The organism is Streptomyces sp. BE303, assembly GCF_036290945.1.
Lineage (GTDB): Bacteria > Actinomycetota > Actinomycetes > Streptomycetales > Streptomycetaceae > Kitasatospora.
Genome location: NZ_JAQYWZ010000920.1, coordinates 98,012 through 111,553 on the forward strand (window position 1 = coordinate 98,012; position 13,542 = coordinate 111,553).

Here is a 13,542-nt window from a genome sequence, read left to right on the forward strand (position 1 = left end):
GCCCGCTCGATTCCGGGCCACAGGATGCCACACGGGTCGACGGCCCGGAATTCCGGGCGGCCCGGGGCCGCCGACTTGTTATCGAAGGCCGCGACCGCAGCCGGTGGCCCGGCCCGGCGCACCGCCGTCCGCCTCCCCGGCACCGGCACCGGCCCCGGCACCCGGGCCCCGGCCACCGCCGACCGGTATCACCGCACGTGCAGGCCGCTCCAGTCCACGTTCGCCCCGAACGCCGCCGAAGCGCCGGTGAGCGCCAGGGCGTCGTCGTAGGTGGCCTTGACGTCGGCGTTGGAGTTGCGCGGCTGGTCCGGGGTCAGGTTGTCCGCCGTCAGCGACTGCCCCCAGACCGTCCAGATCGTCCACGGGGTGCGCCGCAGGGTGTCCGACTGGCGGGAGTTGACCGGGACGGCGAAGGACTCGGCCAGGATCCGCGGCTTGCCGTACCCGGCCAGGCCGTCGTAGTAGCGCTTGGTCCACACCTCGCCGGTGCCGATCGGGCGCGCCGGGCTGCCGCTGTAGTCGTCCACCCCGACCAGGTCCACGTACTGCGCACCCGGGTAGTAGTTCCACGGGTCGACGCCCGGGGCGCCGTCCCAGGAGACCGGCGTCCAGGCGAACAGCAGGTTGTGCAGGCCCCGGGTCTCCACCAGGTAGTGGTAGGTGATCCGCCAGAGCGCCTGGTAGTCGGCCGGCTTCTGGCCGGACCACCAGAAACCGCGGGCGCAGTCGGCCGCGTTCATCTCGTGGTACGGGCGCAGCAGCACCGGCACGTCGTGGGCGGCGAGGTACTCCAGGTGGTCGGCGAGGAAGGACAGGTCGGTCAGCAGCGCCCGGTACTCGGGGGTGCCGCCGGTGCTGTCCACGACCCGGCCGAACCAGCCCGGGTCGCCGGCCGCGGGCGAGGACGAGCAGAGCACCCGGTCGAAGGACTTGACGTCCGAACCCGGGTACGGCTGGTGGAAGGACATGCCGACCAGGCCGGCCGGGGCGCCGCCGTTGTCCGGCAGCTCGGTGGCGGTGCCGTCGCAGTTCTTCTGGACGCCGGCCGCGCCGTACGTACCGTCCGCCGCACGCGGGTGGCCGGACCAGACGGCGGCCATCAGGTCCACCGCGTCGTCGGTGTACTGCCAGCCGACCGCGCAGGCGGGCCAGCGCCCTTCGGAGTAGGAGCGCGGGTTGCCGACGCCCCAGCCGCTCTGGCCGTAACCGGGGCCGAGGTCGGTCTCGACGAAGCCGGGCAGCTTGCCGGTGATGTCGGCGGCCTTCTTGTAGTAGTAGCCGACCGGCTTGGTGCCCCGGTAGTCGCCGTACTCGGGGTTGTAGCGCTCGTTGTGCCCCTCGATGTGCTGGCCGATCACCGTGCCGCCGGAGCGGCCGGACCGGGCCGTGGCCTCCAGGTCGGCGAGCAGTTGCTGGACGGCCCGGGCGTTCGGCGAGGCCTGCGGATCACGGGCCAGCAGGTCGCGGCCGACCTCGGGGGGCAGGGCGCGGCCGGCGCCGTTGAGGGTGAGTTCGCTGCGTCCGGTCGGCCCGGCGGGGCCGGGCGGCGGCGGGGCGGAGCGGTCGTCCCGGCCGCCGAGCACCAGCGCGCCGGTGGCGAGCACGGCGGCGGACACGGCCAGGGCGGCCGGCTTGCCGTGCAACGGGCGGGGCAGGGCCACGGGGCACTCCTCCGGAGACCGGGGTCGGCCGGGGGGCCCGGCGGCGACGCCCGGGCCGCCACGACCGGACACGCGTACGACTGACAGCCCGCGAGCCTGCCACACTCCCCCGCGTCCCGGCGAGCGGGCACGCGGGGGACGGCCGGCCGGGCCGGCGGCGGGCGGTCAGCCCGCCGGGGCCGCCGGCGGGGCCGCGGGCGTCTTGGCCCGCTGGAGCAGCTGGTTCTTCACGTGCTCGCCGAAGCCCGTGGCGGCCGCGGTCGCGGCGGCGTCCGCGGTGTTGCCGCCCTTGGCGGAACCCTCGACGGTGAAGTAGGCGTAGCGTCCAAGGATGCTCTTGGTGTTGGTGCAGCCCGGAGTGGCGCAGAAGACCGGCGCCCCCGGGGCGGCGGCGCCCTTGAGGTGGCCGACGTAGTTCTTCAGGGCCGTCTCGGCCTGGATCTTGTGGTCGAAGACGGCGACGCCGAGCGTCACCGCGCTGTCGCCGGAGACGTAGGTGGCCCGGAGGACCTGGCGGCAGCCCTGGTCGCCGAGCGCCCGGCCGAGACCGCCGACCGTGGAGTTGCCGTCCCAGCAGGGCGAGTCGAGCGAGACGACGGTCCGGTTCCAGGTGGCGCCGTTGACGGTCACGGTGAGCGCCGAGAAGAGCGCCGCCGCGTCCTGCGGGGCCGGGTCGGTGGAGGCGTCCCAGAGCGGCTTCGACGGGTCGTCGGGGGTCGCGCTCGGAGTGGGGGTCGGCGTCGGGGTGGACGTCGGGGTCGGCTTGGCGGAACCGGTCGGAGACGGCGCCGGCTGCTGGGTGGCCCCGGTCGCGGTCGACGTGGGCCCGGCGATCGGCTTCTCGTCGCCGTCCTTGCCCAGCAGGAGCAGGCCGCCGGCGACGGCGCCGCCGATGATCAGGACGGCGACGGCCGCACCGATGATCTTCAACCGGGTCTTGCGCCGGTGCTCGGCCGCGTTGCGGTCGGCGAGCGCGGCCCAGTCCGGCTCGGTCTGCTGCGGCTGCTGCGGCGGCGGCAGGTGCTGCGGCTGCGGCTGCCAGTGGTGCGAGGGCACCGGCATCGGCGGCTGGGGCTGGGGCTGCACCGGAGGCTGCGGCGCGGGCGGCGGAACAAGCGGCGGCACCTGGATCGACTGCGGCGGCTGCGGCGCCGCGGGCGCCGGCGGCCGGGCCGGCGGCGGCGCGGGCGGTCCGTACGACGCCGGAGGCGGTCCGAAGCCGCCCGGTGCCGGCGGCACGGCCTGGCCGCCGGAGGGCTGCTGCCCCGGCGGCACCGGTCCGGGTCCACCCGGCTGCTGGTTCTGTGCGCCCCCCGCACCGGCGGGAGGGGCCGGCTGCTCCCCCGGCGAAGCGGGCTGTCCAGACCACTCCCCGGGCACGCCCGTTCCGTCGCTCATGAGGCGAGATCGTAGGGCATGGCCCTGACCGGCGACCGCCCCGGTCACCATTCCGTTTCCGAATCCTGACAAGCCCCGGGGCGTCCGGAACCCCGGCCCGCGCCCCTTCCCGGCTCCCGCCCCGGTACCAGCGGTCATCGCGCCAACACGCCGCGCTGCACAACATGTGGTGTCGCATCGAGAGAGCACCACTAGATGTATGCTCGACCCTGCTGTCGACGCAGGGGAACCCGGTGCGAGTCCGGGACTGCCCCGCAGCGGTGAGCGGCCGTCTCCCCATGGGAGCCCGCGAGTCCGAGTACCTGCCGACGGTGTGCGAGCGCCTCCCCGCAGAGGCCCCAGCACGAGCACCACCTTCCGGGCCTCGCGGGCGGGCCGGGGACGACACGCCGCGCGACGCCACGGGCGCCCGCGCCGTCCTCCCCTGCCCCGAACGGCCCGGCCCCCCGATCTACCGACGCCGATCGCCGCCAGGAGAGAGCGCCTTGACCACCGCTGCCTCAGTCACCCTGCCCGCCCAGGGTTCCAGCTCCGCCCCCGCCGACCGTACGGTCTCCGACCCCGGCGGCGCGCTCCTCCGCGTGCTGACCGACCGCAGCGTCGACCTCCCCCAGGTGGACCCGGGTCACGTCGCCGCCGCCGCGCTGCGCGGCCGCAACGCCGGCTCGGACTTCGCCGAGCTGCGCGGCCTGGCCATCGACGCCGCCGCGTCGATGATCGCCGAGGACCCGCAGTACTCGAAGCTGGCGGCCCGGCTGCTCGCGCTGGAGATCGTCGACGAGGCGGCGACCCAGGGCGTGGTCTCCTTCTCCACCTCGATCACCGTCGGCCACGCCGAGGGCCTGATCGGCGACACCACCGCCGCGTTCGTCGCCAAGCACACCGAGGCGCTGAACGCCCTGGTCGACCCGGCCGGCGACGACCGCTTCGAGTACTTCGGCCTGCGCACCGTGCAGTCCCGCTACCTGCTGCGTCACCCGATCACCCGCAAGGTCGTCGAGACCCCTCAGCACTTCCTGCTCCGCGTCGCCTGTGGCCTGGCGGTCGGCGACAACGAGCAGTCGGTGCGCGAGGTGGCCGAGCTGTACCGCCTGATGAGCCGGCTGGAGTACCTGACCTCCTCGCCGACCCTCTTCAACTCCGGCACCCGGCACCCGCAGATGTCCAGCTGCTACCTGCTGGACTCGCCGCTGGACAACCTGGACTCGATCTACTCGCGGTACGCCCAGATCGCCCGCCTCTCCAAGCACGCCGGCGGCATCGGCCTCTCCTACTCGCGGATCCGCTCGCGCGGCTCGCTGATCCGGGGCACCAACGGCAAGTCGAACGGCATCGTCCCGTTCCTGCGCACCCTCGACTCCTCGGTCGCCGCCGTCAACCAGGGCGGCCGTCGCAAGGGCGCGGCCTGCGTCTACCTGGAGACCTGGCACGCGGACATCGAGGAGTTCCTGGAGCTCCGCGACAACACCGGTGAGGAGGCGCGCCGCACCCACAACCTCAACCTCGCGCACTGGATCCCCGACGAGTTCATGCGCCGGGTCAACGCCAACGCCGACTGGTCGCTGTTCTCCCCGGCCGACGTCCCCGAGCTGGTCGACCTGTGGGGCGCCGACTTCGACGAGGCCTACCTCAAGGCCGAGCTGGCCGGCAAGGCCGTCCGCACCATCCCCGCGCAGACCCTGTACTCCCGGATGATGCGCACCCTCGCGCAGACCGGCAACGGCTGGATGACCTTCAAGGACGCGTCCAACCGCGCCGCCAACCAGACCGCGCTGCCCGGCCGCACCGTCCACTCCTCCAACCTCTGCACCGAGATCCTGGAGGTCACGGACGACTCCGAGACCGCCGTCTGCAACCTCGGCTCGGTCAACCTCGGCGCCCACGTCGCCGCCGGTGCCACCGCCGCCGACCTGCTGAACGCGATGGACTGGGAGCGTCTGGACGCGACCGTCCGCACCGCCGTGACGTTCCTCGACCGCGTGGTGGACATCAACTTCTACCCGACCCCCGAGGCCGGCGCCTCCAACTCCCGCTGGCGCCCGGTCGGCCTCGGCGTGATGGGCCTGCAGGACGTCTTCTTCCGGCTCCGCCTGGACTTCGACTCCGCCGAGGCCAAGCAGCTCTCCACGCTGATCGCCGAGCGCATCATGCTCACCGCGTACGAGCGCTCCGCCGACCTGGCCGAGCAGCTCGGCCGCCACGAGGCGTACGCGGAGACCCGCGCCGCCCGCGGCGAGCTGCACATCGACCACTTCCCGAGCGCCGCGCCCGAGTGGGCCGACCGCTGGGAGGCCCTGCGCACCCGCGTCGCCTCCACCGGCCTGCGCAACTCGCTGCTCCTGGCGATCGCCCCGACCGCGACGATCGCCTCGATCGCCGGCGTGTACGAGTGCATCGAGCCGCAGGTGTCCAACCTGTTCAAGCGCGAGACCCTCTCCGGCGAGTTCCTCCAGGTCAACCCGTACCTGGTGCGCGAGCTCAAGGAGCTGGGCGTCTGGGACCAGCAGACCCGGGACGCGCTGCGCGACGCCAACGGCTCGGTCCAGGAGCTCGGCTGGCTGCCCGCCGGGGTCCGCTCGCTGTACCGCACCGCCTGGGAGCTCCCGCAGCGTGCGCTGATCGACCTGGCCGCGGCCCGCATGCCGTACATCGACCAGAGCCAGTCGCTGAACCTGTTCATGGCCGCCCCGACCATCGGCAAGCTCAGCTCGATGTACGCGTACGCCTGGAAGGTCGGCCTGAAGACCACCTACTACCTGCGCTCGCGCCCGGCCACCCGGATCGCCCAGGCCGCCTCCGGCGCCGCCCGCGCCGCCGCCCCGGTCCCGGCCGGTCCCGTCGCCGTCACCGTCGGCGCCCCGACCCTCACCCCGGAGGAGGAGGCCGCGCTGGCCTGCTCCCTGGAGAACCCCGAGTCCTGCGAGGCCTGCCAGTAATGTCCGACGCCCAGAAGATGCTGCTCGACCCCGGCTTCGAGCTGACCCTGCGCCCGATGCGCTACCCGTCGTTCTACGACCGGTACCGGGACGCGATCAAGAACACCTGGACCGTCGAGGAGGTGGACCTGCACTCCGACGTCGCCGACCTCGCCAAGCTGAGCGAGGGCGAGCGGCACATGATCGGCCGCCTGGTCGCCTTCTTCGCCACCGGTGACTCGATCGTCGCGAACAACGTGGTGCTGAGCCTCTACAAGCACATCAACTCCCCCGAGGCCCGGCTCTACCTGTCCCGGCAGCTGTTCGAGGAGGCCGTGCACGTCCAGTTCTACCTGACGCTGCTGGACACCTACCTGCCCGACCCCGAGGACCGCAACGCGGCCTTCGCCGCGGTGGAGAACATCCCCTCCATCCACCAGAAGGCCCAGTTCTGCTTCAAGTACATGAACGCGGTCGACCACATCGACTCGCTGCAGACCAAGGAGGACCGCCGCGCGTTCCTCCTGAACCTGATCTGCTTCGCGGCCTGCGTCGAGGGCCTGTTCTTCTACGGTGCCTTCGCGTACGTGTACTGGTTCCGCAGCCGCGGCCTGCTGCACGGCCTCGCCACCGGCACCAACTGGGTGTTCCGCGACGAGTCCATGCACATGGACTTCGCCATGTCGGTGGTGGACACCGTCCGCGCGGAGGAGCCCGACCTCTTCGACGAGAAGATGGCCCAGCAGGTCACCGAGATGCTGGAGGAGGCCGTCGAGGCCGAGCTCCAGTTCGCCCAGGACCTGTGCGGTGACGGCCTGCCCGGCATGAACACCGAGTCGATGCGCGAGTACCTGCAGGCCGTGGCCGACCAGCGGCTCGCCCGCCTGGGCCTGCCGGTCCGGTACGGCTCCACCAACCCGTTCGGGTTCATGGAGCTGCAGAACGTCCAGGAGCTGACCAACTTCTTCGAGCGCCGGGTCTCCGCCTACCAGGTCGCCGTCGAGGGCTCGGTCTCCTTCGACGACGAGTTCTAGGCCCCTCCCGGCCCCGGCCCGCCGGGGCCGACGCCCGCTGCCCCGTACGGAACCTCCGCGGTTCCGTACGGGGCAGCGGCGTTCGGGGCGCCCGCGCCGCGCCGGACACGGCGAAGGGCCGGGGAGCGGTCGCGGCTCCCCGACCCTTCGTCGACTCCCCGGGCTGCGTCAGTCGTTCGAGACCGTCGCGTACCGCGGCGTGCCCTCGGCCATCTGCCGCAGCGCGTCCTTGCGGTCCCGCTTCGACAGCTTGTCGATGTAGAGGAACCCGTACAGGTGGTCGGTCTCGTGCTGGAGGCAGCGTGCGAAGAAGCCGGTGCCCTCCACCCGGACCGGGTTGCCGTCCTTGTCCCGGCCGGTCACCGCCGCGTAGTCCGGGCGGGCCAGCTCGGCGTACGCGGTCGGCACCGAGAGGCAGCCCTCGTTGCCGTCGTCCAGCACGCGGCGGCGGTCCGCCGGGTACTCCTCCAGCACCGGGTTGATCACGTGGCCGACGTGGCGGACACCCTCGTCGTCCGGGCAGTCGTAGACGAAGACCTTGAGGTCCACGCCGATCTGGTTGGCGGCCAGGCCCACGCCCTCCGCCGCGTACATCGACTGGAACATGTCGTCGATCAGCCCGGACAGCTCGCCGTCGAAGGCGGTCACGTCCTTCACCTCGCGGTGCAGAACCGGGTTGCCGAAGACGGTGATCGGGCGCGCGGTGCCCCTGGAGAGGTCCGGCTCCTCGCCGACCACCTTCACCGGCTGGTCCCCGCCCTGCTCGGGCTCGTGATCATGGTCGTGCTGGTGGTCGTGCTGCTCCGCCATCGCTGCTTTCCGCTTCCGCTTCCGTCGACTGCCGTGCCCGTGGACTGCCACGCTGTACCGGTCAAGGGTAAGCGGCCCGGTCAGCAGACTTCTTCGAGATCCCGATATGCCCGGGTTCCGGGCGCAGCGGCCGCCCAGCGGTCCAGCAGTGTCCGCACCAGACGGGCCGGCGCGGCGATCCCGCACTCGCGCTCGACCAGCCACGACATCCCGCCCGCGCCCTGGCTCAGATGGCTCAGGTGGCCCGGGTGGGCGGCGTCGCCGTCGTCGTGCGGGTCGTGGTGGGCGGTGTGCCCGTCGTCCGAGGCCATCCGGCTCTCCGAACAGGCACGGCACAGCAGCCGCACCGAGGACGTCCAGTCCTCCGCCGCGTAGCCGGCGTCCGCGACCAGCCGCTCCAGGGCGTCCCGGTCGGCCGCCGTCGCCGCCTGCAGCAGCACCACGTAGGTCGGCACCGGGGACGGCGCCCACAGCTCGATCTCGTCGAACACCGGGTAGGCGACCCCGTCGGTGACCCGTTCGCCGTGCGGTGCGCCGTCGTGCAGGACCACCTCTCCCCAGCGCCGGCCGGAGGACGGCAGCGGGATCGACAGGACCTCGATCCGGGCCGGGTCCAGTCGGCGGCCCCAGACCACCTCGGACTCGCCGTCCGGGGAGAGCCGCACCGGCGTCGTCCCCAGGTCCAGGCTGACCGGTCCGTCCGGCTGTCCGCCGGGACCGCCGGGCAGCCGCAGCCCGTACGCCTGCCAGGCCCGCCGGGCCAGCGCCCAGTCCTGCAGTGCCGTCGCCGTGATCCCGAGGTTCCACCAGTCCGGGGCGCCCTGTTCGCGGTCGAGCAGCGCCACCGCCCGCAGCCCGGCCGCCCGCGCCTGCTCCCAGTCGCGGCGGAACTTGTGCAGCAGCGCGAGGTTGAACCACGAGTCCGACAGCCACGGCTCCAGGTCGGCCGCCATCACCAGCAGCGCGCCGGCGTCCTCGTAGCGGCCGTCACCGATCAGCGTGAAAGCCCGGTCCGTCGTCTGCCGCCAGGTGGCGGACGGCCGGTGTCGTGCCCGGTGGAAGATCCTCACGTTCGTCCCTGCCGTCGTCGTCCGCTCAAGTCCCGTGTCCGCTCCCGCGTCCGGGGCCCGGTGCCCCGGGTCGGTGTTCCACGCTACGACCGCATCCAACCACGCCCACCGCCGCGCGCGCTTCCCACCGCCGCGGTTGCCCGGCGCCGGTCCCCACCCCCAGCCTGCCCGCACCGCCCCGCCGGCTCAACCCCGGACGGACGCCGTCCCCGCCCGGCGGCCCCGTGCCCGGGCTACCCGCGCACCCGGACCAGCGCGTCCACCACCCGGGCGTCGTACACCCGCCCGCGCCCCAGTCGCAGCACCTCCAGGACCTCCAGCCGGCCCACCGCCTCGCCCGCCCCGCGCCCCCGCGCCGCCGTCAACAGGTCGTCGTGCGCGTTCGCCACCCGGATGATCCTCGCGGCCAGCGGCACCGCCCGGCCGCCGCCGTCCGGCGCGGGCCACGGGTCGGCCAGCCGGGCGACCTGCTCGGCGACCTGCCGGGGTACGCCGGTCCGGCGGATCACCTCGCTGCCGAGCCGGGCGATCCGCTGCTGTTCGTCGTCCGGCAGCAGCGCCGTCGCCCCGCCGGGCACCGGCTCGACCAGCGACAGCTGCCCGACGTCGTGCATCAGCGCCGCGTACTCCAGCAGCGCGAGTTCCCGGGTGCCCAGGCCCAGCTCGCGGCCGAGCGCACAGGCGGTGTCGGCGACCCGTCGGGCGTGCCCGGGGGGTGTGTACCCGGCCACCTCGGTGGCCTTGGCGAGGCTGGCGATGGTCTGCCCGGTGGTGGCCCGGACGGCCGCCGCCCGTCGGAACGACACCTGCGCCAGCAGCAGCGGCGCGCAGAACAGCGGCAGCGCCCAGAGCCCCACCTCGCCGGCGGCCAGGCTGACCAGCATGCCGGTGGCGACGATCGCCGAGCCGATCCCGAACAGCGAGCGCAGCTCGTCCTCCAGCACCGCCGGGAACCGCAGCCCGCTGCGGGCCCGGCGCAGCAGCGCCGCCAGGGTGACGTCGCAGAGCGCGGCGAGCGCGGCGACCGCGGTCAGGAACGCCCCGTACGCCGGGCCGTCCGCGGAGTACCGGTCGACCACCCCGCTGTTGTAGAGCGGCTGGAACACCGCGGCCGCGAAGGCGGCGCCGAGCAGCCGCCGCGCCGCGCCGTCCCAGCGTGCGCGGTCGCCCCAGGGCCGGCGCCGGTGCCGCCGGTCGCCGCGCGGGCCCGGCGCCGCCGCCCGTACCGCCGCCCGGAGCGCGGCGGGCAGCAGGGCGAGGAGCAGGCCGACGCCGGTCACGGCCACCACCTGGAGGACCCCGTGCGCGGTCGGCAGCCCGCGCAACGGCCCGAGCAGCGCGTACGCGAGCGCGCCGGCGGCCCCGATCGGCGCCTGCTCGCGGTCACCGGGGAGGGTGATCCGGACGCACTCGCCGAGCGCGATCAGCACGGTGAAGGCCAGCGCCACACCGGGCTCGGCCACCCCCCGGACCGCCACCGCACCCAGTGCGGCGGCCAGCAGCGCGAGCGCCCCGGCGTGCACCACGCGCACCGGGCCCGTGCTCGGCGCCCGCACGCCCGGCACCCGCGCCCGGTCGGTCGCCGCGCTCACGGCTGCCCGGTCGTCGGCACGGTGCCGCCCTGGGCGGGGACGCCGCGCGGGGCCGCCCGGACCGGCTCGGGGACGCCGAGCGGGATGTCCGGCACCGCCCGGATGCAGTCGGCGGGCGGCGGCAGCACCGGCTGCCAGTCGTGGACGGCCAGCGCGGAGACCAGCGCCCGCACCATCACCGGATCGAACTGGCTGCCCGAGCAGCGCTCCAGCTCCGCCACCGCCTCCGTGACCGGCCTGCCCCGCCGGTAGGAGCGGGTGGACGTCATCGAGTCGAACGCGTCCGCGACCGAGATGATCCGGGCGAACTCCGGGATCTGCCGGCCGGTCAGCCCACTGGGGTAGCCCCGCCCGTCCATCCGCTCGTGGTGGTGCAGGATCCCGGCGTGCGCCTCGCCCAGGAAGGCGATCCCGCGCACCAGCTCGTACCCGTGCACCGGGTGCACCTCGACGGCCCGCCGCTCGACCTCGGTGAGGGGACCGTTTCTGCGCAGAAGCTCGGTGGCGACCCCCAGCTTGCCGACGTCGTGCAGGACGCCCGCGTACCGCAGGGTGCGCAGCCGCTCGGACTCCATGCCGAGCTGACCGGCGATCAGCACCGCCGCCTTGCCGACCCGTTCGCTGTGCCCCCGGGTGTAGGCGTCCTTGATCTCCACCGCCTGGACCAGGGCCTGGACGGTGGCCTGGTGGGCCTCGCGCTCCCGGTGCCCCTGGGCGAACACCCACGCGGAGATGGTCAGCGGCAGTAGGGCCAGCAGCGCGGCGAACGCGCCGTACGGCCCCTGCCAGAGGACGGCGACCATCAGCCCGCCGGCCGCGTGCACCACCACCGGAAGCCCGACCGCGGCGGCCGGCCCGCGCAGCAGCACGGTGGGCCGACGCCCCTCCGCCAGCACCAGCATGCCGCCCACCAGCACCCCGTTGACCAGGCAGAACGTGCCGAGCGCGGCGAAGCCCGGGAGCAGCGCGGCGGGGAAGCGGGAGCCGAGCAGCAGTTGCGGGCCGGCCAGGAGGTGGAAGACCAGCGAGGCGGCGAAGGCGGAGAGCGCGAGCTGGGAGCCGTTCCACAGCTGCCGCCGCCGGCAGGCCGGTTCGGCGGCGCCCACCAGCGCGGCCGGCGCCGCCACCAGGGCGGCGGCGGCCGGCGGCAGCATCAGCACCCCGGCGAACAGCACCGGGAAGAAGGCGTTGACGCTGGGCCGGGCCGGCACCCGGGCCGCCGACGGGGGGCGGCGCAGCACCGCCCGGACCAGCCGCAGGCACGGCGTGGGCAGCCCCTGGGCGAGCGACTCCCAGCACCCGTGCAGGAAGGCCAGCAGCCCGACCTTGGGCCAGTCCACCGGCGCGCCGAGCCAGTGCGGCGGGTCCAGCGGGGCCGGTGCGGGCAGCAGCGGCAGCAGGCAGCAGAGCGCCGCCACCGGGACGGCCACGAGGTAGCGCGTGGCGCCCTCCGGCAGGTCCGTGTCTCCACTGTCGGTAGCGATCTCGACCTCCCCGCCGTCCTGGCCCGCGCGGCGCCCGGCCCGCCGGGCCGACCGGCGGTGAGTGCCCGTCAGGAGGATAGGGCGCCGTTCCGGCGTGGGGACGCATGATGGCGCAATGCCGCAGCTGGCACACCGCCAACTCACTCGAACGAGTGACGGCGCATACGAGCAGAACGGGAGCGGCCCCGGGAGCTCAACGCTCCCGGGGCCGCCCGGCGCGCGCCGTTCGGCGCACAGGTCGTTCCGTGCCCGCAGCCGGCGGGCCTCCGCTCACTCCGCCGGAGCGCCGGCCTCGACCGGGGCACCGGCACGGGCCGACGGCTCCGCCGCCTCCCCCGCCGACCGGGCCTGACCGGCCGTCTCGGCGTGCACCTCGATCGTCGTCTCGACGGCGACCGCCACCGTCTCGCCCGAGCGCTGCCCGGCCCGGATCGAGTCGATCCTGGCCAGCACCTTGCCGCGCAGGTCGGCCGGGGTGTCGTCGCAGCCGCAGGAACGCTTGATCAACGCCTTGATCGCCTGCTCCAGCCCGTACTGCTTCAGGCACGGCGAGCACTCCTCGAAGTGCTCACGCAGCTTGGCGCAGTCGCCCTCGGCCATCTCGTTGTCGAGGAATTCGTAGAGGTGGTCGAGGACCTCGCCACACTCGGTGTCGTTCGGATCGCCGCAGCTCATGAGCCCGAGCCCTTCGCTTCCTGCCCTGCCCCACTGCCGGCCGGGACCAGCCCGCGCTCACGGGCGTAGTCCTCCAGCATGCCGCGCAGCTGACGGCGGCCGCGGTGCAGCCGGGACATCACCGTACCGATGGGAGTACCCATGATGTCCGCGATCTCCTTGTACGCAAAGCCCTCGACGTCCGCGAGATAGACGGCGATACGGAACTCCTCCGGGATGGCCTGGAGGGCGTCCTTCACGTCGCTGTCCGGGAGGTGGTCCAGGGCCTGGGTCTCCGCCGAGCGCAGACCGGTCGACATGTGCGACTCGGCCCGGGCCAGCTGCCAGTCCTCGATCTCCTCGGCGGCGGTGCGCTGCGGCTCCCGCTGCTTCTTGCGGTACGAGTTGATGAACGTGTTGGTGAGGATGCGGTACAGCCAGGCCTTGAGGTTGGTGCCCTCGCGGAACTGGTGGAACGACGCGTACGCCTTGGCGAACGCCTCCTGGAGCAGGTCCTCCGCGTCGGCCGGGTTGCGGGTCATCCGCAGCGCCGCCGAGTACATCGGATCCAGGTAGCCCAGGGCGTCACGCTCGAAGCGGTCCCGCCGGGCCTCCTCGCTCTCCTCCGCCGACACCCGGAAGGTGTCCTCGCCGATCGCCTCGGCCAGCTCCTCACCGGTGAGCGCCTCGCCCGTGGGCAGGCCCTCATCCGGGCCCCGGCCCGGCTCGGCCTCGTGCTCGGTCCCGACGACCGGACCCACCTCCTCGGCATGACGGGCACGACCCACGGCGGGCCGCCCCGAAATGGAGGATATCGGGCTGACGGGCTTCTCGCCCGCGGCAATCCAGTCCGACCACGAGGGGGCGAACGTCGCCGCGGCCTCGCGCTCGTCCGGCCGCTCGGGGCACGCGATCGAACCCATC

The 13,542-nt window shown here is 74.0% G+C and carries 10 protein-coding genes and 1 riboswitch; of the genes, 2 read left to right on the forward strand and 8 right to left on the reverse strand.

The genetic code is table 11. The features are described 5' to 3' along the window. Window positions 1-188 precede the first annotated feature (188 nt). Window positions 189-1,661, reverse strand: a complete 1,473-nt coding sequence (locus PUR56_RS37750; protein ID WP_329952278.1) for a glycoside hydrolase family 26 protein — start codon at window positions 1,659-1,661, stop codon at window positions 189-191. Between the two features lie 165 nt (window positions 1,662-1,826). Next, entirely contained in the window at window positions 1,827-2,747 is a 921-nt protein-coding gene (locus PUR56_RS37755) for a hypothetical protein (RefSeq protein ID WP_329952279.1), read from the reverse strand. Between the two features lie 494 nt (window positions 2,748-3,241). Further along, a riboswitch (cobalamin riboswitch) is annotated at window positions 3,242-3,383 on the forward strand. 185 nt (window positions 3,384-3,568) lie between these two features. Between PUR56_RS37755 and PUR56_RS37760 the strand changes: the two genes are divergently transcribed. Both PUR56_RS37760 and PUR56_RS37765 read left to right on the forward strand, forming a co-directional pair. Beyond that, window positions 3,569-5,995 carry a ribonucleoside-diphosphate reductase subunit alpha gene (locus PUR56_RS37760; RefSeq protein ID WP_329883211.1) on the forward strand — a complete coding sequence of 809 codons (2,427 nt, stop codon included), beginning with the start codon at window positions 3,569-3,571 and terminating at the stop codon, window positions 5,993-5,995. After that, window positions 5,995-7,008 carry a ribonucleotide-diphosphate reductase subunit beta gene (locus tag PUR56_RS37765; protein WP_329883120.1) on the forward strand — a complete coding sequence of 338 codons (1,014 nt, stop codon included), beginning with the start codon at window positions 5,995-5,997 and terminating at the stop codon, window positions 7,006-7,008. Before PUR56_RS37760 ends, PUR56_RS37765 begins: the two co-directional genes overlap by 1 nt. A gap of 168 nt (window positions 7,009-7,176) precedes the next feature. On the opposite strand, the gene def is transcribed toward PUR56_RS37765, so the two are convergent. From def to PUR56_RS37795, 6 genes are all read right to left on the reverse strand, one after another. After that, window positions 7,177-7,818 (reverse strand): peptide deformylase, encoded by a 642-nt coding sequence (def, locus tag PUR56_RS37770; protein WP_329883121.1) that lies wholly within the window; start codon window positions 7,816-7,818, stop codon window positions 7,177-7,179. A gap of 80 nt (window positions 7,819-7,898) precedes the next feature. Continuing rightward, window positions 7,899-8,888, reverse strand: a complete 990-nt coding sequence (locus tag PUR56_RS37775; protein WP_329883122.1) for a tetratricopeptide repeat protein — start codon at window positions 8,886-8,888, stop codon at window positions 7,899-7,901. 233 nt (window positions 8,889-9,121) lie between these two features. Beyond that, window positions 9,122-10,480 (reverse strand): HD-GYP domain-containing protein, encoded by a 1,359-nt coding sequence (locus PUR56_RS37780; RefSeq protein ID WP_329952280.1) that lies wholly within the window; start codon window positions 10,478-10,480, stop codon window positions 9,122-9,124. Further along, window positions 10,477-11,910: an HD-GYP domain-containing protein gene (locus tag PUR56_RS37785; RefSeq protein WP_329952281.1), complete on the reverse strand. Its 1,434-nt coding sequence runs from the start codon at window positions 11,908-11,910 to the stop codon at window positions 10,477-10,479. Before PUR56_RS37785 ends, PUR56_RS37780 begins: the two co-directional genes overlap by 4 nt. 324 nt (window positions 11,911-12,234) lie before the next feature. Then, on the reverse strand, window positions 12,235-12,639 hold the full coding sequence (rsrA, locus tag PUR56_RS37790) for a mycothiol system anti-sigma-R factor (RefSeq protein WP_329952282.1): 405 nt from the start codon (window positions 12,637-12,639) through the stop codon (window positions 12,235-12,237). Continuing rightward, window positions 12,636-13,379, reverse strand: a complete 744-nt coding sequence (locus tag PUR56_RS37795) for a sigma-70 family RNA polymerase sigma factor (protein ID WP_329883212.1) — start codon at window positions 13,377-13,379, stop codon at window positions 12,636-12,638. The genes rsrA and PUR56_RS37795 overlap by 4 nt, the downstream gene beginning before the upstream one ends. Window positions 13,380-13,542: the final 163 nt, after the last annotated feature.